The sequence below is a fragment of the Dokdonella fugitiva genome, assembly GCF_004342425.1.
GTDB classification, from domain to species: Bacteria; Pseudomonadota; Gammaproteobacteria; order Xanthomonadales; family Rhodanobacteraceae; genus Dokdonella_A; species Dokdonella_A fugitiva.
Genome location: NZ_SLWQ01000011.1, coordinates 87,292 through 112,376, shown reverse-complemented (window position 1 = coordinate 112,376; position 25,085 = coordinate 87,292). Strand labels below are relative to the sequence as shown.

The 25,085-nt window shown below is 70.7% G+C and carries 16 protein-coding genes; 8 read left to right on the top strand and 8 right to left on the bottom strand.

The genetic code is table 11. The features are described from left to right. The coding region (locus EV148_RS16510; protein ID WP_131999955.1) for a DUF11 domain-containing protein at positions 1-5,779 on the bottom strand (5,779 nt) is incomplete at its 3' end. Between the two features lie 175 nt (positions 5,780-5,954). Continuing rightward, on the bottom strand, positions 5,955-7,349 hold the full coding sequence (locus EV148_RS16505; protein WP_241988129.1) for an amidase: 1,395 nt from the start codon (positions 7,347-7,349) through the stop codon (positions 5,955-5,957). Positions 7,350-7,463: 114 nt separating this feature from the next. On the opposite strand from EV148_RS16505, the gene EV148_RS16500 reads away from it, so the two are divergent. Further along, positions 7,464-9,101: an electron transfer flavoprotein-ubiquinone oxidoreductase gene (locus EV148_RS16500; RefSeq protein WP_131999954.1), complete on the top strand. Its 1,638-nt coding sequence runs from the start codon at positions 7,464-7,466 to the stop codon at positions 9,099-9,101. A 308-nt stretch (positions 9,102-9,409) separates the two neighbouring features. Beyond that, positions 9,410-10,870: a choice-of-anchor Q domain-containing protein gene (locus tag EV148_RS16495; protein ID WP_131999953.1), complete on the top strand. Its 1,461-nt coding sequence runs from the start codon at positions 9,410-9,412 to the stop codon at positions 10,868-10,870. Here EV148_RS16495 and EV148_RS19085 read toward each other — a convergent pair. From EV148_RS19085 to EV148_RS16480, 3 genes are all read right to left on the bottom strand, one after another. Next, complete coding sequence (locus EV148_RS19085) at positions 10,858-12,120, bottom strand: collagen-like protein (RefSeq protein ID WP_131999952.1); 1,263 nt, start codon at positions 12,118-12,120, stop codon at positions 10,858-10,860. The genes EV148_RS16495 and EV148_RS19085 overlap by 13 nt on opposite strands. Further along, positions 12,117-12,380 carry a hypothetical protein gene (locus EV148_RS16485; protein WP_131999951.1) on the bottom strand — a complete coding sequence of 88 codons (264 nt, stop codon included), beginning with the start codon at positions 12,378-12,380 and terminating at the stop codon, positions 12,117-12,119. Before EV148_RS16485 ends, EV148_RS19085 begins: the two co-directional genes overlap by 4 nt. Before the next feature lie 221 nt (positions 12,381-12,601). After that, positions 12,602-13,678 (bottom strand): phospholipase A, encoded by a 1,077-nt coding sequence (locus tag EV148_RS16480; protein WP_131999950.1) that lies wholly within the window; start codon positions 13,676-13,678, stop codon positions 12,602-12,604. A gap of 260 nt (positions 13,679-13,938) precedes the next feature. Here EV148_RS16480 and EV148_RS16475 point away from each other — a divergent pair, with 260 nt between their 5' ends. After that, positions 13,939-15,495, top strand: coding sequence for a choice-of-anchor Q domain-containing protein (locus tag EV148_RS16475; RefSeq protein WP_131999949.1), 1,557 nt, complete (start codon positions 13,939-13,941; stop codon positions 15,493-15,495). A gap of 23 nt (positions 15,496-15,518) precedes the next feature. Here the strand turns inward: EV148_RS16475 and EV148_RS16470 are convergent, their stop codons facing one another. Beyond that, a complete protein-coding gene (locus EV148_RS16470) occupies positions 15,519-16,751 on the bottom strand; it encodes a diguanylate cyclase (protein ID WP_131999948.1) in 1,233 nt (410 codons plus the stop codon). A 155-nt stretch (positions 16,752-16,906) separates the two neighbouring features. Here EV148_RS16470 and EV148_RS16465 point away from each other — a divergent pair, with 155 nt between their 5' ends. The 3 genes from EV148_RS16465 to EV148_RS16455 all read left to right on the top strand — a co-directional run bounded on the left by EV148_RS16465 (position 16,907) and on the right by EV148_RS16455 (position 20,381). Beyond that, a complete protein-coding gene (locus EV148_RS16465) occupies positions 16,907-17,815 on the top strand; it encodes an ATP-grasp domain-containing protein (protein ID WP_131999947.1) in 909 nt (302 codons plus the stop codon). Positions 17,816-18,510: 695 nt separating this feature from the next. Beyond that, entirely contained in the window at positions 18,511-19,257 is a 747-nt protein-coding gene (locus EV148_RS16460; RefSeq protein WP_131999946.1) for an electron transfer flavoprotein subunit beta/FixA family protein, read from the top strand. 176 nt (positions 19,258-19,433) lie between these two features. Then, a complete protein-coding gene (locus EV148_RS16455) occupies positions 19,434-20,381 on the top strand; it encodes an electron transfer flavoprotein subunit alpha/FixB family protein (RefSeq protein ID WP_131999945.1) in 948 nt (315 codons plus the stop codon). Between the two features lie 77 nt (positions 20,382-20,458). Here the strand turns inward: EV148_RS16455 and EV148_RS16450 are convergent, their stop codons facing one another. Further along, a complete protein-coding gene (locus tag EV148_RS16450; protein WP_131999944.1) occupies positions 20,459-22,045 on the bottom strand; it encodes a GMC family oxidoreductase in 1,587 nt (528 codons plus the stop codon). 216 nt (positions 22,046-22,261) lie between these two features. On the opposite strand from EV148_RS16450, the gene EV148_RS16445 reads away from it, so the two are divergent. Further along, positions 22,262-23,074, top strand: coding sequence for an MOSC domain-containing protein (locus tag EV148_RS16445; RefSeq protein WP_131999943.1), 813 nt, complete (start codon positions 22,262-22,264; stop codon positions 23,072-23,074). Positions 23,075-23,230: 156 nt separating this feature from the next. Beyond that, positions 23,231-24,499: an NTP/NDP exchange transporter gene (locus EV148_RS16440; RefSeq protein WP_158287517.1), complete on the top strand. Its 1,269-nt coding sequence runs from the start codon at positions 23,231-23,233 to the stop codon at positions 24,497-24,499. Between the two features lie 77 nt (positions 24,500-24,576). On the opposite strand, the gene EV148_RS16435 is transcribed toward EV148_RS16440, so the two are convergent. Further along, positions 24,577-25,065 (bottom strand): NUDIX hydrolase, encoded by a 489-nt coding sequence (locus tag EV148_RS16435; protein ID WP_131999941.1) that lies wholly within the window; start codon positions 25,063-25,065, stop codon positions 24,577-24,579. Positions 25,066-25,085 lie beyond the last annotated feature (20 nt).

Here is a 25,085-nt window from a genome sequence, read left to right as displayed (position 1 = left end):
TGAACGGCGTCGGCGTCGCCGACTTCGTCACCGAGAGCTCAGGCTGCAAGAGGTTCGTCGTCGCCGTGCCCGTGTTGTTGCCCGGCACCGGATCGGTCGTCCCCGCCGGCGGGTTCGCCGTCGCGCTGTTCGTCACCGACGTGCCGCTGCCCGGCGCCGCGCCGGTGATCGTGAACGTGACGCTGCCGCCGCTCGGCAGGGCCGGGATCGTGCTCGTCACGGTGTTGCCGGCGAGGTTGACCGCGCCGCACGCCGCACCGCCGGTCGGCGAGCCGCACGTCGCGCCCACGCCGGTGATCGACGCGGGCACCGCGTCATTGAACGTCGTGCCGTTCGCATCACTCGGCCCGAGGTTCGTCACTACCACCGAATAGCCCAGCGACCCGCCGTAGCCGATCGACGCCGGGCCGGTCTTCACGACGCGGATGTCCGCGCTCGCGCTCAGCGTGTCGCTGTCGGTCGCGCTGTTGTTGCCGGGGGTCGGATCGGTCGTGCCCGCGGGCGGTGCGATCGTGGCGGTGTTCACGAGCGTGCCGGTCGCACCGGCGCCGATCGTGCCGGTGACGGTGAACGTCGCCGTGCCACCGACCGGAATGTCGACGGTCGCATTGATGTTGCCGCTGCCCGCGGCAGGGCCATTCGCGCCGCCGGCGTAGGCGACGGTCCAGGCCGCACCCGTGATGCTCGCGGGAAGCGTGTCGCTGACGACCGCGCCGGTCACCGCGCTCGGGCCCGCATTGCTCGCGACGATCGTCCAGGTGATCGTCGAACCCGGCGTCGCGCTCGTCGCGCCGTCGGTCTTGGTGATGGCGAGATTCGCGCTCGGCGCAAGCGTGTCGGTGTCGGTCGCGCTGTTGTTGCCCGGCACCGGATCGGTCGTGCCCGCGGGTGCCGTGATCGTCGCCGTGTTGGCGAGCGTACCGGTCGCGGTCGCGCTGATCGTGCCGTTCACGGTGAACGTCGCGCTGCCGCCGGACGGCAGGTTGACGCTCGCGTTGATGTTGCCCGAACCGTTCGCGGGACCGCTCGCGCCGCCCGCGTAGACCGCGGTCCACGTCGCGCCGGTGATGGCCGCGGGGATCGTGTCGGTGACCGTCGCGCCGGTGACCGCGCTCGGGCCCGCATTGCCTGCGACGATCGTGTAGCTGATCGGGTTGCCGGGGGTCGCGCTCGTCGCGCCGTCGGTCTTGCTGATCGAGAGGTCGGCGAGGATCGCGGTGTTGGCGAGCGTGCAGCTGATGTCGTCGCCCGGCTGCACCGTGATCGGGAAGCTCGTGCCGGCGCCGCTCGGCAGCACGGTCGACGAGCCCGTCGCCGCGTTCGTGCACGCGATCGCGCTCGCGTACTGCGCGAGCGTGCTCGCGCTGCCCGCGGCCATCGTCTCCGACAGCGTGTAGTTGCCGGCCGCGCCGGTGAGCACGAGCGCGGGCGACGTCACCGCCGACCCGGTACCGCTGGTCGTGCCGTTCACCGTCGTCGAGCCCGCGATCGACAGTGCGAACTGGTCGCTGGCCGCGACGCGGCCGTTCGGCAGGGCTTTCTGCAGCGTGATGCGCGGCTGCTTCGTGTTCGTGAAGGTGCACGTGATCGCCGCACCCGGCGCGACCGCAGCCGCGCTCAGCGTGACGCGGTTGTTGGCGAGATCGATGTTGGCGCTGCCCGCACCGAGGCCCGAGCAGGACACCTGGGTAAGCGCGAAGCCGGCCGGCGGCGCCGTTTCGGTGATCGTCGTCGCGACACCGGCCGCGGCCAGCGTGCGCGTGAGGCCGGCGACCGGCGTGCCCGCGGTCACCGTGGTGATCGAGTCGCCGGCGTAACCGTTGTCGCCGCTGAACGCGAACGTGCCCGTGCCGCCGAGCGACACCTTGCTGACCTGCACGGTCGGGCGCGCGAGGATGTTGGTGACGACACTCGAGCTGTTGTCGCCCGTGTTGGTGTCGTTGATGCCGGTCGGCACGCCGATCTGCGCGGTATTGGTCGCGCTGCCGTTCGTCGACGCGGTGCCCTGCACGACGAGCGTGCAGCTCGCGCCGGAGGGCAGCGAGGCGATCGTTCCGGACAGTGCATTGCCGACCAGCGCGAACGCGGCCGTCGTGCAACCGGTCGCGCCGCCCGCGGCGGTCGCGGAAACGATCGACACCGACGTGAAATTGGATGGCACGGTATCGGTGACGCTCGCATTCGTGACGACCGCCGGACCCGCGTTCGCGGCGACGAGCTGGTACTGCACGATCGAGCCGTTGGCGACCGTGAGCGGGCCGGCCGTGAAGGCGCCGCTGGAGCCCGCGCGTTCGGTCTTCGCGATCGAGAGGTTCGCGTTGAGTGGCACGGTATCGACGGCGCAGCCGATCCGCGGCGCGCCGTTGCCGACGCACGTCGCCGCCGTCGCCGCGGTCGGGAACGAGGCGTTCTGCGGATCGGTATTGTTGGTGCCGACCTGCGCAGGGTTGAACAGCAGGTTGGTCGCGCCCGCGGCGACGGTCGCGTTGAACGTGATCGTGTTCGACGCGCCCGCGTTCATCGCGTTGTTGTTGTTGCAGGTGATGACCTGCGGCGGCCCGGCGGCGACGCTGCAGTTGAATCCGCCGGAGGTGAACGTGGCGGCGCCGGAATAGACCAGGCCCGCGGGCAGGACGTCGATGACGCGCACGGTGTTCGCGGCCGTGGAAGTGCTGCCCGAATTGCTGACGACCAGCGAGAAGGCGATCGTGTCGCCGGGGGCGTGCGCCTGCGGGTTCGGATGGCTCTTGGCGAGGCGGACCTGCGGGGCGCTCTGCGCCGTGTCGAGGTCGACCGCGCAACCGAGCGGATTATTGTTCGTGGTGCAGGCGTTGACCTCGGCTGCCGACGGCGTTCCCGCGACGAGGTCCGGGTCGCCACCGCCACCGATGCGCGCGCGGTTCATGTACTGCGTGCCCGAAGTCGCGTTGCCGACGTTGGCGACGAGCGTGAACTGGCTCGACGCACCCGGCGCGAGCGCCGTCGTCGAGGTGCAGGTCGCCTGGGTCGCGTTCGGGCGCGTGCACGACCAGTCGGCTGCATTGGCGCCGCCGACGGTCAGCGGATTCGGCCAGTTCATCGGTGCGGGCAACACGTCGCGGAACGTGATCGTCCCGCTCGACGTCGCGTCGCCGGTATTGGTGACGCTGAAGGTGTACGTGGTCTGGCCGTTGATCGGCATGAACGGCTGGCCGTCGCTCTTGTCGAGCACGAGGTTCACGTGCCGCACGGTGTCGACGTCGGAAGCACAACCGGTGAGCGTGTCGGCGTACAGCGTCGCGGGCGGCGTCGGCGCGGGGCACGCGCTTGCCGTCGCGACCGTCGGCAGCGTCGTCTTGCCGGGGTCGCCGCCGCCGGCCACCTTTGCACGATTGGTCAGCGACGACGGCGCCGTGGCCTGGATCGACACCGGGATCGTGATCATCGTGCTCGCACCCGCAGCGAGGGCCGTGCCGCGGTCGCAGGAGAAGCTCGTGGTGCCGGCGGTCCAGGTACAGTTGAAGCCGCCCGACGAGAACGGCGAAACGCCGGCATAGGTCAGCCCCGTCGGCAGCACGTCGACGACGCGGATCGTGCCGCTCGTCGCGAGCGCGCCCGCATTGGTCACGACCAGCGAATAGGTCGTGGTGCCGCCGGCGACGACGTCGGCGACGCCGTCGCTCTTGGTGAGCGCCAGCAGCGGCGCCTGGATCGTGTCGACGTCGGTCGCGCAGCCGGCCGGGTTGTCCTGTGCCGTGCAGGCCGAGGTCGTCGCCGAGGTCGGAGCCGGCTTGTCGGGATCACCGCCGCCGCCGACGCGCGCGAAGTTCGCCACCGAGGTTCCGTTGCTGCCGATGACGCTCGCGGAAAACGCGAACGAACTGGTACCGCCGGCGCCGATCGTCGCGCTGGAGGTGCACGTGACGACGTTGCTCGACGCGCTACAGGACCAGCTCGCCGCGTCCGCGCCGCCGAGCGATACCGGGCCGTTGGCGATCGACAGCGAACCGGGCAACACGTCGACGACGGTGATCGTGCCCGTCGTGCCGCTGTTGCCGATGTTCGACACGGTCAGTGCATACGTCGCCGTGCCTCCTCCGTTCAACGTGCTCGTGCCGTCGCTCTTGGCGAGGCGCAGGTCCGGCGAACAGACGGCGCCCGGCAGGATGCCCGGCGTGTTCGGCGTCTGGAACGTCGTCAGGCCGCCTTCGTAACCGCTCGAGGAATAGGTGTCGTCGACGCCATTGGTCGTGCGACCCGGGCGACCGCCGTCGACCGTGCCATTGAGCACGAACGACGCCGGCGCGAAGGTGATGAAGCCACCGCCGCCGCCGCCACCCGGGCCATGACGATCGGCGACCGGCGTCGCGGTCGCGTGGCCGGCCCAGGCGTTGCCGCCGTCGCCGCCGCTCACGTCGACGTTCGCGCTGCCACCGTCGATCGAGTAGACGACGACCGCGCCACCACCACCGCCACCGCCGCCGGCGTCGTTGGCCACGTTGTAGCCGTTCGCGCCGCGTGCATCGATGACGCCGCCGCCGCCGACGCTGCGCGCACGCACGATGACCACGCCGCCGCCCGCCGCGCCCGACGAACACATCGCGGCGACGCCGGTGCAGGAGATGCCCTCGTTCTCGTAGGTGCCGGCGTCGACCGTCGCATCGTTGCTGCCGCCCGAGCCGCCGCCGCCACCGGGGAACAGGCGATTGAACGCGAGGACGCCACCGTAGCCCGCACCGCCGCGCCCGTCGCTGTCGACCAGCGGCGCATTCCACGGACGGCCGCCGAGGCCACCCTGCGCATAGCCGCCGCCACCGCCACCGCCCGAATTCTCGTTGTTGCCGCCGCCGCTCGCGTTGCCGTCGGTGCCGCCGCCGCCCGCATTGCCCGGAGCGCCGCGCGCATGCGAGCCACCCGGATAGCCTTCGCCGTTGTCGAGCAGGGCGAGGTTGCTCGCGTTCGCGACCGCATTGGTGCCCTGCGCGCCCCAGCCGTTGCCCTTGATCGCCATGTAGCGCGGCGTGCCGGCGATGCCTTCGCCCTTGCCGCCGTGCGCACCGGTCGCGGTCGTGGCCCAGTCGGTGTTCGCGCCGTCCGCACCGCTCTGGCGGCCGGCTGCTCCGCGGAAACCCTTGCCGGCGACGAAGATCGCGCGACCGGCCTGGCCTTCGACCGTCGCGCTGCCGAGCGTCAGTGCGCCCTGCACGTCGATCGCGACGACGCCGCCGGTTTCGCCCGTCGCGCCCGTGCCCAATCCCCATGCCGGCGCCGTCACGCCCGACGCGGTCGCCGTCGCGTACTGCGGCACGATGATGACCTGGTAGCGCTTCTGTCCGCTCGAACCGGTCGACGCCGCCTGCGTGTAACTATTGGTCAATGGTGGGGAGAACGTGACGTTCGCTCCCGCGCCCGTGCCGCTCGTCGCCGTCACCGTGACGAACTCGTGCAGGCCTGCGTTGCCGACCGTGAGCGTGCCCTGGCCCGAGCCCGTGCCATCGCCGTACAGGCTCGAATTGCTCGAGTTGATCGAGCCGTCCTGCATCTGGATGAGCAGCAGCAGCGTGCCGACCGTGACGGGCGTGTTCGCGCCGCGCGTGTCGCGCGTGCCGAGCGTCAACGTGGTCGCGTTGGCGGCGAGATTGCCGTTGCCCTGGAAGTAGGTGTTGACGACGCCGCTGATCGTCCCGCTTCCCGATGATCCGGGTGCGGAGCACACGGCCTGGGCGTGCACGCCGGCCGAAACGGTGGCAAGCAAGGTGCAAAGAACCAGCGCAGCCCGGCGCAGGATGGACGTCACCATCGTTAGAACCCCTGAGTGTAGGCTTACAGGACTGCTGTGATCGCAGTTTGGGCACAGTGTATGCAGAATGTGCGCCAAGTCACAGTTCAGGGGCGTGCGTGCGCGAAAGCGCCTCCCGGCCGCGAGGCCAAGCTACTGTTTCTACGAGGATTCCGGTCCGACCGGGTTTTGAGCGTCAGCCCACGCTCGCGGGCAGGATGGCCGCGCAGACCCCGGCGAGCTCCAGCAGGCGCAAATCGGCGCCGGGGCGGCCGACGAGCTGCAGGCCGACCGGCAGTCCGTCGGGCAAGGTACCCATCGGCAGGCTCACGGCCGGGCAGCCGGCAAGGCTGGCAAAGGCGGTGAGGTCGGCGTCGTTGGGGCGCTCACCTTCGGCCAGCGGGTAAGGACCGTGCGAGACGGTCGGCAGCACGAGCACGTCGATGTCCTCGAACACGCGGCGCGCCTTCAGCACGGTCGCGTCGAGCGCGCGGTCGGCCGCCGCATAGTCGACCGCGGACTTGCGCCGCGCGTAGTCGATCATCGACGTGAGCCGCGGCGACAGCGGATGGGCCGTATCGGCGAGGTCGTCGGCGAACTCCACGCCGAGTTCGCTCTCCATCACGAGCAGCGCGGCGCGCCGCGTGCGCGCGAGGTCGTGGTCGCTGAAATCGATCTCGATGCGCCGGCCGAACGCGTCGCCGACGCGCTCGACCGCGGCATCGAATACCGCGCGCACCTCGGCCGACACGCCCAGCGCGCCGAGGTCGTGCGCGAACGCGCTGCGCAGGTTGCCCGGCTCCCAATCGGGCGTCGCGAGCGGCACGCGCCGCCGGCGTGAACGCGGGTCGGCCGGATCGTGCGCGTCGAGCACCTGCACGACGATCGCAAGGTCCTCCACCGAGCGCGCGAGGATGCCGATGCAGTCGAGCCGGCGCGCGGCGCGCACCATGCCGCGCGTGGAAATCTCGCCGTGCGTCGGCTTGAGCGCGAACACGCCGCAATGGCTCGCCGGGATGCGGATCGAACCGAGCGTGTCGCTGCCGATCGCGAAGCTGCACAGCCCGGCCGCGACGGCCGCGGCCGATCCGCCGGACGAGCCGCCCGCGGTGTAGCCCGCGCGCAAGGGGTTCTGCACCGCGCCATAGTGCGGATTGGCCGAGAACGTGCCGAGCGCGCCTTCGTCGAGGTTGGTCTTGCCGAGGATGACCGCGCCCGCCGCGCGCAGGCGCGCGACGACGCTGGCGTCGGCCGGCGCGACGTGCGCGCGGCGCGTCGGCAGGCCGACCGTCGTCGCCAGGCCCGACACGTCGATGTTGTCCTTGATTGCCACGGCGAGGCCGTCGAGACGGCCGATCGTGCCGCCGGCGCGTCGGCGCGCGTCGCTCGCCGCCGCCTGCTCCTCCATGCGCGGATCCAGCGCGAGATAGGCATTGAGGCGCGGGTTCTCGCGCGCGATCGCCGCGGCGTACGCATGCGTGAGGTGCGCGGCGTCGATGCGCCCGCTGGCGAGCCAATGCAGCTGCTGGAACGCGGCGGCGCCACGCAGGTTCGGGTCGGTGAGCGCGTCCATCGTCGGCATCGCTTCCATGGTCGGAGCCTGATTATGCCCGCGCCCCGCGTGCGCCGCGCAATACGCGCGTTTGCCGCCCCTGCGCCGAACCCCGACAATATGCGCACCAGCCAGCGCCCGGAGCCCGCCCCAATGAGCGAACGCGACATCATGGAGTACGACGTCGTCACGGTCGGCGCCGGGCCGGCCGGGCTCGCGTTCGCGATCCGCCTCAAGCAGCTCGATCCGGACATCCGTGTCTGCGTGATCGAGAAGGCATCGACGGTCGGCGCGCAAATCCTCTCCGGCGCGGTGATCGAGCCGGCGCCGCTCGACGACCTGCTGCCCGGCTGGCGCGACAACCCGCCGCCGATCTGCGTGCCGGTCACGAAGGACGAGTTCTGGTTCCTGCGCGACGCGACGCGCGCGACGAAGTCGCCGATGACGCCGCCGCAGATGCACAACCACGGCAACTTCATCGTCTCGCTCGGCGCGCTGTGCGCCTGGCTCGCGCCGCAGGCCGAAGCGCTCGGCGTGGAGATCTATCCCGGTTTCGCCGCGGCCGAAGCGCTCATCGACGAGCAGGGCGCGGTCTGCGGCGTGCGCATCGGCGACATGGGCGTCGCGCGCGACGGCAGCCACAAGCCCGGCTACACGCAGGGCATCGACATCCGCGCGCCGCTGACCGTGCTCGCCGAAGGCTGCCGCGGTTCGATCAGCAAGCAGCTCATCGCGCGCTACGCGCTCGACAGGGACAGCGACCCGCAGAGCTACGGCATCGGCATCAAGGAGCTGTGGCAGTTGCCACCGGGCCGCGCCGAAGCAGGCAAGGTCATGCACACGCTCGGCTGGCCGCTCAACACGCGCACGTACGGCGGCAGTTTCATCTACCAGCTCGACAAGGATCGCGTCGCGATCGGCTTCGTCGCCGGCCTCGACTATGCCGACCCGCTGTTCCGGCCGTGGGAAGCGTTCCAGCAGTTGAAGAACCACGCGCTGGTCAAGCCCCTGCTCGAGGGCGGCACGATCGTCTCGGCCGGCGCGCGCGCGCTGATCGAAGGTGGCTGGCAATCGCTGCCGAAGGTCGAGATGCCCGGCGCGCTGCTCGTCGGCGACGCCGCCGGGCTCATGAACGTGCCGAAGATCAAGGGCACGCACCAGGCGCTGCGCTCGGGCATGCTCGCGGCCGAACACGTCGCCGCGACGAAGGCGAGCGCGGGCTGGGACGCGAAGCTGCGCGCATCGAAGGTCGGCGCGGAACTCAGGAAGGTGCGCAACATCCGCCCGGGCTTCAACAAGGGTCTCTGGTTCGGCCTCGCCAACGCAGGCTGGGAGACGGTCACGCAGGGCGTGTCGCCGTGGACGCTGAAGAACCATGCCGACTGGAGTTCGCTGCAGAAGATCGACGCGGCGACCGCGGCGACGCAACCGGGCCCGAACGCCCCCTCGCCCGCGCAACCACCTTACGTCGAACGCACGCTGGCGCCGCGCGATCGCCTCGCCGGCGTCTACTTCGCCGCGACCGAACACGACGAGGACCAGCCCATCCATCTCAAGGTCGCCGACCCGAACATCTGCATCACGCGCTGCATCGAGGAGTACGCCAACCCGTGCCAGCGCTTCTGCCCCGCCGGCGTCTACGAAATCGTCGCCGACGGCGCCGGCAAGCGCCTGCAGATCAACGCGGCGAACTGCGTGCACTGCAAGACCTGCGACATCAAGGATCCGTACGAGATCATCACCTGGACCACGCCGGAAGGCGGCAGCGGGCCGAACTACCAGAACCTTTGATTTTCCGCGTGCCGCCGATGCGCGGCACGCGCGGGCGCTTCGACGCCGCCCGCTGACGCGGGCTGCGCTCGGCGCGAACGGATTCTGGTTCGCGCCGCGTGCGTTTGCGCTCGCCCCAGGCGCAGGTGCCCCATTGCCCGTTCGCCCGAGCGCAGGCCCGAAGGGCCGGAGTCGAAGGGCGCCCCGCAGGCATCCTTTCGCGCCCCGCGCGGTACACACGCAAGGGTCATGAGCGCCGATGCGTGGCAGGCGCACGCGCCTCATTGCGTACGTTGATATGGCCGCAGCCCGGCAGCGGAGGAAGACGCGTGGATCGAACCCGGCACCTGATGCTCGCATTCGCGCTCATGGCGGGCGGTAGCCTGCAGGCAGCGACGTTCGCGCCCGATGCCACCGGCGACAGCGTCGACGCGCTGCCCGGCGACGGCCTCTGCGCCGACGCGGACGGCCACTGCAGCCTGCGCGCCGCGCTGCAGGAAGCCAATGCGCTCGCGGGCGCGGACACGATCATGCTCGGCGCGTCGGTCTACGCGCTCACGCGTGCGGGCAGCAACGAGGATGCGTCGGCGAGCGGCGACCTCGACGTCGACGACGACCTCGAGCTGCAGGGCGCGGGCGCCGGGGCGACGATCATCGACGCGGGCGCGCTCGATCGCGTGCTCGACGTGCGCCCCGCAGCCGCGACCCGCCACGTGCGCATCGAAGGGCTCACATTGCGCAACGGCGCGCTCGCGCTGGGTTCACAGCCTCCGCTGGACCGGCAAGGTGCAGGCCTGCGCATCGGCGCGGGCGTCGACGTCGAACTCGCGCACGTCGACGTGCGCGACAACCAGCTCACGACGTTCGCGGGCGCAGCCGGCATCGACAACACCGGCTGCCTCGTTGGCCACCATGTGCGCGTGATCGGCAATACCGACCCCGCGCCGATCGGAGGAGGCTCGGCCTGGGCAGGCGGCATCGCGACCGACGGCGCGGAGAGTTGCCTCGTGCTCGAGGACAGCGAGATCAGCGACAACCGCGCCGATATCGCCGGCGCGTTGCTGCTCCATGGCGGCGCCTCCGCCACCCTGCGCCGCACGCTCGTCGCGGACAACGCCGCGCGCGTCGCCGGCGCGATGCACCTCGGCCAGGGCGGCGTGGTGCGGCTGGAGAACGTGACGGTCAGCGGCAATGCCGGCAATCCGGGCGCGATCCTCAACGACGACGGCACGCGCCTCGTGGTCGTCGACTCGACGATCACCGGCAACCATGCATCCGGCTCGATCACGAATGTCGGTGGCATCCAGGACGTGCATGGCGGCTTCGGGCGCACCGAACTCACCAACACGATCCTTGCCGGCAACGGTCCCGGCTTCACCGCCGACGACTGCGTGGCCGCGCGCTCGGTCGGCGGCGGCAACATCATCGGCAACAGTGCGCACTGCCAGTTCGACGCGCAAGCGGACGACCGGCTCGATGTCGACGCCGGCCTCGGCGCGCTCGCCGACAACGGCGGCTTCACGCGCACGCACCTGCCCGGTGCGAACGCGATCGACCGCGGCGCGGCTGTCTGCAGCGCGAGTGACCAGCGTGGCGTGGCGCGTCCGCAGGACGGCGATGGCGACGGGATCAGCGCGTGCGATGCGGGCGCGGTCGAAGTCGGCGACCTCGACGCGATCTTCACGAACGGCTTCGATGGCGCGGCGTCGCTACGCGCGCCGCGCATGTCCAGCACCCTGTCCGCGGCGCACGTCGGCGCCGCGGAACAGGCGCGACCTCAGGGCACGTAGTCGATGGTCACCGTGACCGGTTCGACGACGGGATCGATGCCGGTCGTGGCCGGCACGTTCGGCGGCGCGGAATAGACCTGCCCGAAAATCTGCGTCGTGTAGGGCCCGCACGTTCCTAGCGCGGAGCTCGACCGGCTTTGCGGCATCGGATCGGTGAGAACGGTCGCCCCAGTGCGCGGTACGTAATAAAGCTTGTTCTGGGTGCCGAGCGAAACCACGCCACCCGGATTGATCGTGGTCGCGACAATCAGTGCCGGACCGCTGCAATCGTTGCTCGCGTAGGTCGCGGTGCCCGATCCACCGATCGTGCCGCCCGCATCGATCTGCATGATGTACCCCTGTGGCGAAATCAGCGCGACCGCGCCGCTGTAGCCGGCGAGGTTGACCGGATGCAGCGGCCGCGGCAACGCGGTGCTCAGCGTCCCGTTGATCCGCACCGCATACTTGCCGCTCCCGGCCGGTCCGGCCGGTCCGGTCGGGCCGGCCGCGCCCGTCGCGCCCTGCGGACCGGTGGCACCCGCCGGACCTTGCGCACCGGTCGCACCCGCCGGGCCTTGCGGACCGGTCGCGCCTTGCGGACCCGTCGCGCCCTGCGGGCCGGTCGGACCTGCGGCACCTTGCGGACCGACCGCGCCGGTCGCGCCCTGTGCGCCGGTCGGACCCGCCGGACCCGTCGCACCTTGCGCACCCGTCGGTCCCTGCGCGCCCGTCGCGCCGGCCGGACCGGTGTCGCCCTGCGCGCCGGTCGGGCCCACCAGGCCCGCCGCGCCCGTCGCTCCCATCGCGCCGGCCGGACCTTCGGGACCGGCCGGCCCCGCCGGGCCCGTGTCACCCTGCGCGCCCGCGGGACCCGTCGGCCCTGCGGGGCCGACGTTGCCGGTCAAGGCGAACTGCGCGACCGGCGCCGTGGCGATCGGCTGGCGGCCGAGCGTCGCGCCGTTGATGCTGACTTCGAGCCAGCTCTGCTGGCCTTCGAACGCGCCCGCGAAGGCGAGGTTGATCGAGAACACGCCATTGACGACCGGCCACGACGCCTCGCTGATCGTCGAGCCGATCTGGTTGCCGCCGGTCGGCGCATCCCAGAGCGAGAACGTCATCGCGTAGCTGCCATTGGCCGCATAGCCGTTCTGTTCGAGCCGGCCCTGATAGTTGAACTCGGGCAACTGCGGTGTCGCGAACGCACCCTGCGAGAACGCGAGGGCAATCGCCGGAACGAGGGCACGAAGAGCATTCGAGTGGAAAGTGGTCATTTGCAGATCCCCGTGCTGGATTCGAATCCGGAGCGGAAAAGCTTGTCGTCGGTCGACGCCGAATCGGCGAGGAAACCGGACGAAAGGATGAACTCGTCGTTGGCGAGCGTGCCAAGCACGGGCTGGCCGATCGCCGAGAGCAGGCGATAGCAGTCGTCGTGCATGAAACCGCCACCGTTGGAAACGAGGCTTTGCGTGATCGCGAATCCGCTGCTGCCGCCGGCCGCCGAGGTGGCCGCCGTCGCGCACGCGGAAAGCACCGCAACGCACGCAATGACGCGCGCGCGGCTCGCAGCCGTGCACCGGCGATCCATGATTGTCCCCTGTGAGACGCGCCCGAGCGGCGCGGCACCGCCGCGCGGCGATGCGCGGGCATTATGGGCACGATTCCCATTCGCCCCCTTCCGCGCAGTTGCGGCGAAGGCGTGCCTTTACATGTTGGCGCCATGTCGGCGCCGCGGCGCGAGCCGGGCGCGCGCGATCAATACCAGTCGAGCAGCGACAGGCCGACGCCGAGATAGGTCGCCTCGTGGTTGTAGTCGATCAGGCTCTCGCCGTAGCCGTGGAACAGCTCGACGTAGCCACGCAGGCTGCCAGCGAGCGGCACGCTCCAGCTGAAGCGCGCCGAACCGTGATTCGCGTCGCCACCGCGCAGCGAATGGCGCACCGTCAGGCCGAACGTCTGGTCGTTCCAGTTGCGCACGAGCTGCACTTCGCCGCGGCCGACGTAGTCGCCGATGTCGCGGTTGTTGTCGTCTCCGCGTGATTCCGGAATGCGCCACCACGGCCGCAGCACGATCGTCCAGTCGCCGCGTTCGAGGCCGATGTCGGCGACGATGCGGTTCCAGCTGCGCGAGTACGGATCGCTGCGTCCGTTCGACTGGTGGTTGATGCCGACGTCGAACAGGCGTGCGTCCCAGCCGAGTACGCGGTAGTTCGTGCCGAACACGAGCAGCGCTTCCGGCTCGTAGTCGGTTTCGCGGAACGGCCTCGACTCGTCCTTGTCGTAGACCTGCCAGCGCGAGGACTGGGTGTAGCCGACCCAGAGGTCGCCCGCGCCGAACACGTCCTGCAGCACCTTCGTCTTCAGGCTCAGCTGGAACTTCGCCTCGATGTTGTCGAGGTGCGCGCGCTCGCCCACGGTGTTGTTCGGATTGGGGCTGCGCGGCTGCGTGTTGAGCTTGCTCGTCGCGAAGAACGGCATCGCGTAGACGGGCCGGTAGCTGCGCAGGTTGAACGTGCCAAGCTTGCTCGCCGGGTCGAGTTCCCAGCGGCGATCGAGCTGCGATCCCGTTCGCGACGACGCCGCGTCGTTCGCCGGGGCCGCCGCGGCCACGTCGGGCTGGGCGAACACGCCACTGCTGCGCATGCGCGCGTCAGCGGCACGCTGCGCTTCGCGATCGTCGCGATGCGTCGCGCGGTCGTAGCAGGCGAGCCGCTGCGCATCGTTGTCGATCGCGGTGCAGGCGCGGATGTCGAGTGGGTCGGGGCTCTGCGCGGCTACGCGCGCGGCGGCCGCGAGCAGCACGACCGCCAGGACAGCGGTGGATCGGAGCATTGTGGTTTTTCCACGATCGGCGTCACGCCATGGTAGCTGCTGCACGCCCGACGCCGCCGCCCCCGCGTTCGTCGTCCCCGGCGTTCGTCGTTCCAACAAATGCGGCGCCCGTGCCTCCGAGCCACCGAACAGCAGGAAGCCCGACTCCGGCATTCGCCTGAACGACGAGACCCTGCGGGTTTGTCGCACGCTTGCGCGTAAAAGGAATACGCACCGCGCCCCCCGGTCGGTGCCGACCCGCCATCCAGAGAGGTTTCCGCGTGCGCCCGCCCTCGCCCCGAGCTCCATCCTCACTGCACCGGACGCGCCTGCAGCGCGCGATCACCGCTGCGCTGCTGATCGGTTCCAGCGCGTTACCGGCGCAGGCCGCGACGATCGCGGTCACCTCTCCCGACGACGCCGATCCCTCCGCGACGACGACCTGCACGCTGCGCCAGGCGATCCTGTCGATGAACGACGGCACGTTGAAGGGCGCCTGCGCGAACACCGGCGCCGCATTCGGCGACGGCGACACGATCACGTTCGCCGCGTCGGCGATCACCGGCGCACCGACGCCCGGCACCATCGCGCTCGCCGATTCGGACGACGCGAGCGGCATGCTCGGCGGCTCGCTCGTGGTCAGCGCCGGCCACCTCGTGATCGACGCCAGTGCATGGCGCGGCGACGGTGCGAACCAGTACCCCGGCGGCGTCTCGATCGAGCGTCCGAACGGCGCGACCCACGCGTTCGGCATCCTGCGCGACACCGCCGCCGCGGGTGGCACGCTCCGCCTCGCGGGCGTCACGATCCGCAACGGTCACGCCGGCGCCGGCCTCTGCAACGGGCGCGCCGACGGCGGCGGCATCTGCATGGAAGCGGCGGACCTCGTGCTCGTCGACAGCGCGGTGCGCCTCAACCAGGCGAACAACGTCGGCGGCGGCATCGCCTCGTCGACCGGCGCGGTCGTCCTCACGCGCAGCACGATCGACGCCAACACGGCCTACCACGGCGGCGGGCTCGCTTCGCAGGGCGGGCACGTGACGATCGGCGCGAGCACGATCAGCAACAACTCGGTGTGGCCGGTCGGCGGCGGCGGCGGCATCCGCGCCGACGGCACGCTCGACGTCGTCGACAGCACGATCAGCGGCAACACGGCCAAGCTCGGCGGCGGCATCCAGTCGAACGGCACCGCGACGATCACGCGCAGCGTCGTCGGCGGCAACGAGGCCTACTACCACGGCGGCGGGTTGCACGTCGCGGGCGGCACGCTCACCCTCGCCGGCAGCACGTTGCACGGCAATGCGGCGCGCTACTACGGCGCCGGCGCACTGGTGGAAGGCGCCGCCGCCGCGATCAACAGCACGATCGCCGGCAACCACTGCAACCGCGGCGGCGGCGGCTTCGCCCTCGCCTCGACCGGCACGCTCGCGCTCGACCACGCGACGCTGTCGCTCAACCAGGCCGATGGCGCGGCGGGCGGCGGAGGCATCGGTGGCAGCGGCGGCGTCTACGGCGCCGGCAGCGCGACGATCACCCGGTCGATCGTCTCGGGCAACCACGCGCCCGCCGGTAGCGACATCGCCGCGAGCGTCGCGTGGACCGGAAGCGGCAACCTGATCTCGAGCGCGAGCGACGCGCTCGGCCCGTTGCAGGACAACGGCGGTGCGACGCCGACGATGCTGCCCGGGCCCGGCAGCGCCGCGATCGACATGATCGCGCCCCTGGACTGCACGCAGAGCAGCGACCAGCGCGGCTTCGCCCGCCCGCAAGGCGCGGGCTGCGACGCCGGCGCGGTCGAAGTCGTCGTCGATCCCGTTTTCGAGGACGGCTTCGACTGAACCTCGCCGCCGCTGCGCCGCGCTCAGGTATCCGAAGCGCGCACGACCCGGTTGCGGCCGTCCTGCTTGGCCTGGTAGAGCGCCTTGTCGGCGCGGTTGATGAGCTCGCGCGCGTCCTCGCGATGGTTCCATTCGGCGACGCCGAAGCTCGCGCTCACCGGGCCGACGATCTCGTACGGTGCACCCGCGATCTTGCCGCGCACCGCCTCGGCGATCGCCAGCGCGGCGTCGATGCGCGTCTCGCGCAGCAGGATGATGAACTCCTCGCCGCCGAAGCGCGCCGCGCAGTCGGAGCTGCGCAGCAGCTCGCGCACGCGCAATGCGGTGTTGCGCAGCACCGAATCGCCGCTGTCGTGGCCGAACGTGTCGTTGATGCGCTTGAAGAAGTCGAGGTCGAAGATGATCACCGACAGGCCGAGGTGCTTGATGCGCGCCTCGGCCATGTCCACCTCGAGCCGCTCGAAGAAGCGGCGGCGGTTGACGAGGTCGGTGAGGAAGTCCTTCGTCGCCAGTTCCTCGAGGCGGCGATTCACGCGCGCCATCGGCACGATCACGAGCCGCTCCAGCGCGAGGTTGAGGCCGGCGAACATCAACGCGAACACGGCCAGCAGCGACAGCATGAAGGTATTGAACGCGCGCCGCGCCTTCTCGAGCGGGTACAGCACCGGCACGCGCACGAGTTGCATGCCGACCGTCTCGTCCTGCTTCCAGCCGAAGCCGTTCGCGTCGCCGTACACCGCGCGCATCGTCGCCGGCGCGGCTTCCGGCGTGCTGTGGCAGGCGAGGCAGGCGCCCTGCTTGATCGTGATCGGCCGCGCGACGTACATCGACTGCTCGACGCCGTCGCCGTGGATGCCGCTGAGCTCGCCGAGCCCGGCGTCGGCACGGAACTGCTCGATCAGCGAGCGCTCCCACTCGCTCGCGCGATCACGCGGATTGGTCGGGTTGAGCACCGACTCCTTGTAGACGTAGCCGGGATAGCGGTCGCTCAGCCGGTGCAGCGTCTCGGTCGCGGCGAACGCGGGCACGGTCTGCGGCAGGAAACGTTCGGCATTGAGCGGATCGAGGTGCGGCTTGATCTGGTCGGTGGTGTAGCTGCGGATCGCCAGTGCCGTTTCCATGAGCACCTGCGAGTTGTGCCGCACTTCGTCCATCGCGTCGCGTTGCAGCTGCGCGTGGTAGTGCCAGCCCGCGACGAGGATGCCGATCACGAAGACCGCGACGAGGATCAGATTGAACGTGAGTCGAAGGCGCATGCGCACGGCGCCGCACGGCGGCACCCCTCCCCTTGGCGCCCCCTGGCGCGCGCGTATCCTCGCACGCCCCGGCCGCGTCGGCACGCCGCGCTGCGGGCGGGTTCGCGGATCGGCTACGCTCGCCGCTCCGTCCTCCCGCTGGAACGTCGAACGCCATGCCGCTGATCGCCCTCGTCTCCGTCGCCGCCGCCCGCCCGCTCGACGAAGACCTCGCGCCGCTCGATGCCGCGCTGCGCGCCGCCGGAGCCGGGGTCGTCATCGTCGACTGGGACGACCCGGCGGTCGACTGGAACCGCTTCGACCTCGCCCTGCTGCGCTCGACCTGGGACTACGCCGAGCGCCTGCCCGAGTTCCTCGACTGGGCGACCCGCGTCGCCACGTGCACGCAGCTGTGCAATCCACTCGCCGTGCTGCGCTGGAACACCGACAAGCACTACCTCGCCGAACTCGAACGCGCGGGCGTGGCGATCGTGCCGAGCACGTTCGTCGAACCCGATGAAGACGCGGCGGCCGCGCTCGACGCGTTCCTCGCCGGCACCGACGCGGCCGAGTTCGTGGTCAAGCCGAGCGTCGGCGCCGGCTCGCGCGACGCCCAGCGCCACGCGCGCGCCAACCGCGATGCCGCGGTCGCGCACGTCGCGCGCCTGCTCGACGCGCGCCGCAGCGTGCTGCTGCAGCCCTACCTCGAGCGCGTCGACGACCACGGCGAAACCGCGCTCATCCACTTCGATGGCGCCTACAGCCACGCGATCCGCAAGGGCCCGCTGCTGCGCCGCGGCGACGGCCCGACCGACGCGCTGTTCGCGGCCGAGGACATCACGCCGCGGGCGCCGGGCGAGGCCGAACGCGCGCTCGCGACGGCGACGCTCGCAGCCGTGCAGCACCTGCTGCCCGGCGACCCGCTGCTCTACGCGCGCGTCGACCTCATCCACGACGCCGACGGTTCGCCGCGACTGCTCGAACTCGAGCTGGCCGAGCCGTCGCTGTTCTTCGCGCATGCGCCCGGTTCCGCCGCGCGCTTCGCCGCTGCGGTGATCGCGCGCGCAGGTGAACGCAGGGCGTAGGCCGGATCAAGGCCCTTCCCTTCAAGGGGAGGGTCTGGCGATGGCCCGAACGCCACAGGGCTTGCGGGACACCATCGCCTTGAAGGCGGAGGCGTCAACGCGCACGGCTTCTCGCGGGAGCAACCGGCTTTGCCGGCCGGAACACCGCCCCGTTTCCGTTTGCGCTGGGCGCAGCCGCGAAGCGGCGGGGTCGAAGCGCCCGCCCTCGAGGGCGAACGGATGAAATGCTTCCGTGGAGCGGCCGCAGCCGGATGCGCTTCGGCTTTAGCCCTCAAAATCTCCGTGCAGGGCGCCGCACTGGTCAACCTTTGCCCACCCCCGCTTGACATCCGCGCCAGCGCGTCGTTTCCGTACTTCGATCCAGAGCTTGTCCACAGGGCCATCCACGCGAGCTGTGGAAAACGCGCCGCTCCGCGCCCGTGCGCATCACCATCCCGGGCGCGACGACGACATCGCATCGCGACCTCGTCGACTGGTCGCTTTCTGCGCAATCCACTTGACAGCCGCATGGCGCGGGCGTGTCCGTACCCCCACCCACGGGTTGTCCACAGGCCTGTCCACGCCGCCTGTGGAAAACGCCGGTCGAGAACCGCGGCGCGCCGCCGCAGTCCGCGCCGGCCGGCTTTTCCGCTAAAATCGCGCTTCTTTGCGCCGGCCCCGCGCCGCGCGGCTTCCCCAGCGAGGTTCGACACCCGATGAAGATCCTGGTCGGTTACAAGCGCGTCGTCGACTACAACGTGCGCATCCAGGTCAAGCCGGACGGTACCGGCGTGGTCACCGACGGCGTCAAGCTGTCGGCCAATCCGTTCGACGACATCGCGCTCGAGGAAGCGCTGCGCCTGCGCGAGCAGGGCATCGCGACCGAAGTGGTCGTCGCGACGATCGGCCCCGCCGATGCGCAGGCGCACATCCGCAACGGCCTCGCGATGGGCGCGAACCGCGCGATCCACGTCGTCACGAGCGAGGCGATCCAGCCGCTCACCGCGGCGCGCGCGCTGCTCAAGCTCGTCGAGAAGGAGCAGCCGCAGATCGTGCTGCTCGGCAAGCAGGCGATCGACGACGATTGCAACCAGACCGGCCAGATGCTCGCCGCGCTGTGGGACCGCCCGCAGGCGACGTTCGCCTCGAAGGTCGAGGTCGCGGGCAATGCGGCGAAGGTCACGCGCGAAGTCGACGCCGGTCTCGAGACGATCGAGGTGGACCTGCCGGCCGTTATCACGACGGACCTGCGCCTCAACGAGCCGCGCTTCATCAAGCTGCCCGACATCATGAAGGCGAAGGCGAAGCCGATCGAGACGATCGAGTTCGCGAGCCTCGGCGTCGAGTCGGGCGACCACCTCAAGACCACGCACTACGCCCCGCCGGCCAAGCGCAGCAAGGGCGTGATGGCCAAGGACGTCGCGGAACTCGTGTCCGCGCTCAAGGCCAAGGGCCTGGTGTGACTGGCTGTTCCCTTCTCCCGCTTGCGGGAGAAGGTGCCGGAGGCGGATGAGGGCAAGCGTGCGATCCCGCACCCTAACCCTCACCCGCGCCTCCGGCGCGACCTCCCCCGCACGCGGGAGAGGCGAAGGCCCGGCCCGCGCGCCGGTGGAACACGAATAAGGAAGCGGACGAATCCATGAGCAAGATCCTCATCGTCGCCGAACACCTCGACGGCAAGCTGAATCCGGGCACCGCGCGTTGCGTCACCTGCGCGAAGGACATGGAGGCCGAAGCAGTCGACGTGCTCGTGCTCGCCGCCGACCCGGCCGCGATCGCGGCGGAAGCGTCGAAGATCGACGGCGTGGCCAAGGTTCTCACCGTCGCGCGCGCCGAGAACGCGCACGCGCTCGCCGCGGTGTACGCGCCCCAGGTCGCCGCCGCCGCGAAGGCCGGCTACACGCACGTGCTCGCGCCGTCGACGACGTTCGGCAAGGACGTGCTGCCGCGCGTCGCCGCGCTGCTCGGCGTCGCGCAGGTGTCGGACATCTCGGCGGTCGAGGGCGCTCACACGTTCAAGCGCCCGATCTACGCCGGCAACGCGATCGTCACGGTCGAGGCGCCCGCGGGCCAGGTCCTCGTCGGTACCGTGCGCACGGCGTCGTACGCCGCCGCGGCGACCGGCGCGAACGCGGCGCCGGTCGAGCCACTCGCGCTCGACGTCGCGCTGCCGAACCACACGCGCTTCGTCGGCCTCGAACAGGGCAAGAGCGACCGCCCCGACCTGCAGAGCGCCGCGCGCGTCGTCTCCGGCGGCCGCGCGCTCGGCTCGTCCGATGCGTTCAAGATCATCTACTCGCTCGCCGACAAGCTCGGCGCCGCGGTCGGCGCCTCGCGCGCCGCGGTCGACGCGGGCTACGTGCCGAGCGACCTGCAGATCGGCCAGACCGGCAAGATCATCGCGCCGGACCTGTACATCGCGATCGGCATCTCCGGCGCGATCCAGCACCTCACCGGCATCAAGGACGCCGGCACGATCGTCGCGATCAACAAGGACGCCGAAGCGCCGATCTTCGAGATCGCCGACTACGGCCTCGTCGGCGACCTGTTCACGCTGGTGCCGGAGCTCGAGAAGGCGCTCGGCTGAGCGCGCGCCTCCTGCAGGGGACAAGCGTCGGCTCGTAGGATGGGCCTCGGCCCACCGCGAGGCCCACGCCGCGCGCATCAGGGTGCGAGGAGCAACTCCGCCGCCCGCTCCGCGATCATCACCACCGGCGCGTTCGTGTTGCCGCCGACGAGGGTCGGCATGATCGACGCATCCACCACGCGCAGGCCCTCGATGCCGCGCACGCGCAGCTCCGCGTCGACGACGGACGCGTCATCCTTGCCCATGCGGCAGGTGCCGACCGGGTGGTAGATCGTCTCGGCCTTGCGGCGGACGAACGCGGCGAGGTCGGCGTCGCTCTTCGCATCCGCGCCGGGGAAGATCTCCTCGCCGCGATACGGCGCGAACGCGTCCTGCGCGAGGATCTCGCGCGACAGGCGTGCGCCTTCGACCATCATGCGCAGGTCGAAGCCATCCTCGTCGCCGAGGTAGTTCGGGTGGATCGCCGCCGGCGCAGCCGGGTCGGCCGAGCGCAGGCGGATCGTGCCGCGGCTCTTCGGCCGCAGGTTGCAGGCGTGCACGGTGTAGCCGTGGCCGTCGAGCCGATGGCGGCCGTGGTCGTCGAGCAGCGCGGGCACGAAGTGGAACTGGATGTCGCAGCGCGAATCGGGTGCGAGCCGCGAGCGCACGAAGCCGCCCGCTTCGGCGATGTTCGAGCTGCCGATGCCGTCGCGCCTGAGCAGGAAACGCAGCGCGACCGCGACGTCGTTGGTCTTGTCGTAGGTGACCGCGCGGGTCGAGCGCACGAGCGTGCAGATGTCGAGGTGGTCCTGCAGGTTCGCGCCGACGCCGGCACGGTCGAGCGCCACCGCGATGCCGTGCTCGCGCAGGTGGTCGGCCGGTCCGATGCCGGACAGCATGAGTAGCTGCGGCGAATTGATCGCGCCGCCGGCGAGGATCACGCAGCCGGCCTCCGCACGTTCCGCCCTGCCGCGATGGCGGTAGGCGACGCCGACGGCGCGACCACCGTCGAGCACGACGCGCGTCGCGAGCGCGCGCGTGCGCACCTCGAGATTGGCGCGTGCCAGCGCGGGGCGCAGGAATGCGACCGCGGTCGAGCAGCGCGCGCCGTTGCGCTGGGTCACCGCGTAGTAGCCGAAGCCGTCCTGCGTGTCCGCGTTGAAGTCGTCGTTGCGCGCATGGCCCGCGTCGACCGCCGCGTCGATGAACGCCTGCGACAGCACGTTGTGGTGGCGCAGCGGCGACACCGTGAGTTCGCCATCGGCGCCGTGCCATGCGTTCGCGCCGCGCACGTTGCCTTCGCTGCGCTTGAACACGGGCAGCACGTTGTTCCAGGCCCAGCGCGCATCACCGCTCGCGAGCGCCCAGGCGTCGTAGTCGCCGGGCGCGCCGCGCGTGTAGCACATCGCGTTGATCGAACTCGAGCCACCGAGCACCTTGCCGCGCGGCCACCACAGGCGCCGCCCGCCGAGGTTCGGCTCGGCTTCGGTGTCGTAGTCCCAGTTGACGCCCTTCTTGCCGACGAGCTTGGCGAGCCCGGCCGGCATGTGGATGAAGGGATGCCAGTCGCGCCCGCCCGCTTCGAGCAGCAGCACGCGCCTGGCGGGATTCGCGCTGAGGCGGTTCGCGAGCACGCAGCCGGCGGAACCCGCACCGACGATGACGTAGTCGTAGCTCGAAGTCATCGCCCGAGCGTATGTGCTGGCGCTAGAGCCATTACTCCAGAACGTCTGCGCCCGCACTTCCATCGCCGGAGTGCACCCCGTGCGTGACCGCGCATCCGGATTCGACCGCGACAGGGTCCCCTACAAGGTCGGCTCCTGCAGCCACCGCCGGTGGAACCATCGTGTGCATCGCCCCCGGCCCTACGCGCACGCGCATCGAGCAGGCACAATGGCCCGATGAACGCGACCCTCTCCGCCCTGCACCTGTTCCCGCTCAAATCCGGCGCGCCACTGCGCGTCGACTCGGCGACCGTCGAGCCGCGCGGCCTCGCCGGCGATCGGCGCTGGATGGTCGTCGATGCGAACGCCGCCTTCGTCACCGCCCGCCAGCTCGCGCGACTGACCCTCGTCGAGGCGCGCTACGACGGCGACGCGCTGTGCCTCGACGCGCCCGGCATGCCCAGCCTGCTCGTCGATGCGCCACGCGAGGGCGAGCGCATCGCCACCGCCGTCTGGGGCGCCGAGGTCGCGCCGCTGCCCGCGGACGCGGCCGCGCACGCCTGGCTCAGCCAGTTCCTCGGCCAGCCGCTGCGCCTCGTGCACATGGACGATGCCTGCACCCGCAAGCTCAAGGCGAAGTACGACGGCCGCTACGGTACCGACGACGACCTCGTCAGCTTCGCCGACGGCTTCCCGCTGCTGCTGATCTCGCAGGCCGCGCTCGATCACCTCAACGCGAAGCTCGCCCGGCCGGTGCCGATGCTGCGCTTCCGCCCCAACCTCGTCGTCGCCGGCACCGCGCCGCACGCCGAGGATGGCTGGAAGCGCATCCGCATCGGCGCGATCGAGTTCGAAGTCGCCAAGGCGTGCACGCGCTGCGTGTTCACGACCGTCGACTTCGAGCGCGGCGAGCGCGACCCTGCCGGCGAACCGCTGCGCACGCTGACGAGCTACCGACGCACGCCCGAGGGCGTCACCTTCGGCCAGAACCTCATCCCGCGCGGCGCCGGCCAGCTGCGCGTCGGCGATGCAGTCGAGGTGCTCGCCTGACCCCGAAGGAGCACACCCTGTGCAGGACCGCGGCACCCGGGCCTGCCGCGATGCCGGTCGCGCACGGGGTGCGCTCCTGGAGCGGGCAGGGTCGGCACCGCGCGGACGATACGTACGCGCATGCTAGGCTTGCCCGCGCCCCCGAGGAGCCCGCTGTTGCCGAATCGCCCCGCCATCCAGCGCCACGAATGGTTCGCCGTCGCGGTCGCGGTGATCTACTTCTTCTGCGTGCTCGCGGCGTACTACGTGCTGCGCCCGGTGCGCGACCAGCTGTCCGCGGCGGTCGGTTCGACCGCGCTGCCGCTGTTCTACCTGTCCACCTTCACCGCGACGATTTCGCTGACTCCGCTGTACGGCGCGCTCGTCGCGCGTTACCCGCGGCGCGTGTTCGTGCCGGTCGTGTACGCGTTCTTCATCGTCGGCATGATCGCGTTCATCCCGCTGTTCCAGCTGCAGGACACGATCGGCCCGCGCCTGCTCGGCTCGGTGTTCTTCGTCTGGGTGAGCGTGTTCAACCTGTTCGTCGTCGCCGTGTTCTGGAGCTTCATGGCCGACCTGTTCGACGCCGAGCAGGCGCACCGCTTGTTCCCGGTCATCGCGCTCGGCGGCGCGGCGGGTGCGATCGCGGGGCCCGTGCTGACCAAGGCGCTCAACGACGTCACCGGCGTGCCTGGCCTGCTCGTCGTCTCCTCGCTGCTGCTCGGCGTCGCGATCGCCTGCATGTTCGCGCTCGCGCGCTGGTCGAGGGAGCACCCGGTCGTCGGCGACGAGCGCCGTGACGAGCGCATCATCGGCGGCAGCTTCATCGCCGGCGCGATCGAGACGCTGAAGTCGCCGCTGATGCGCCGCATGGCCCTGCTCATGCTGCTCGGCGACGCTGTCGGCACGGTGATCTACGCGTTCCTCGTCGACTACAACGGCACCGCGAATACGACGCGCGAAGCGCGCATCGACTTCTCGGCCAACATCGACCTGTGGGTCAACGTGCTGCAGGCGGTGTTCCAGATCACCGCGACGCGCGTGCTCATGATGCGCGTCGGTCCTTCGGCCGCGCTCGCCCTCGACGGCATCGTCAAGGCGGTCATGCTCGCCCTCTTCGCCGTGTTCGGCGGCGCGTGGATCGCGATCGCCGCGATCGTCACGCGCGCGAGCGCGTACGGCATCTTCAAGCCTGCGTCCGATTCGCTCTACACGCAGGTGGACGCGGAGACGCGCTACAAGACCAAGAACTTCATCGACACGTCCGTCTGGCGCTTCGGCGACGTCGTCGTCAATGGCAGCCTCAACGGCCTGCGCCTGCTCGGCGCGACGTCGCCGATGCTCGCGCTGCTCACCGTCGTCGCGGCGGTGAGTTCGGCGTCGATCGGGTGGAAGACGGCGCAGCTGCTCGATGGGGGCGCGGCGCGCAAGCGCGCTGGGGCGTAGCGGCTTGCGGGGAAGCAACATCAAAATGGATTCCCGCGAAAGCGGGAATCCATTTTTGCCTTTCGCCGTGACGCCCCTCAGATGCGCGAACAACTCCACGACACCATCCGCCCGCTCTCGTACGGCATCACGCCATGGAACGGTCGCGCGTCGCCGTCGAACACGAGCGGCAGGAAGTGCCTGTCGCCTTCCCACATCGGCAGGGTGCCGAGCTGGTCGATGTCGACCCATTCGAGCGTGCCTTCCGGATTCGCATCCAGCGGCGTGCCTTCATACGCGGTGACGAGGAACAGGAAGCCGAGCCAGTCCTCGCCGTCCCTGCCGAAACCCGGCCAGCTGATGGTGCCGCGCAGTTCCATCGCGGTGCATTCGATGCCCGCTTCCTCGCGGATCTCGCGGCGCATGCCGGCGAGCACGTCCTCGTGCGGGTCGAGCTTGCCGCCGAGGCCGTTGTACTTGCCGAGGTGGTGATCGCCCGGGCGCGTGTTGCGATGGATCATGAGCACGCGCCGGCGATCGGGCGAGAGCACATAGCCGAGGGTGGCGACGATCGGGGTGTAGGGCATCGGGGTCGGGACGCGGTGCG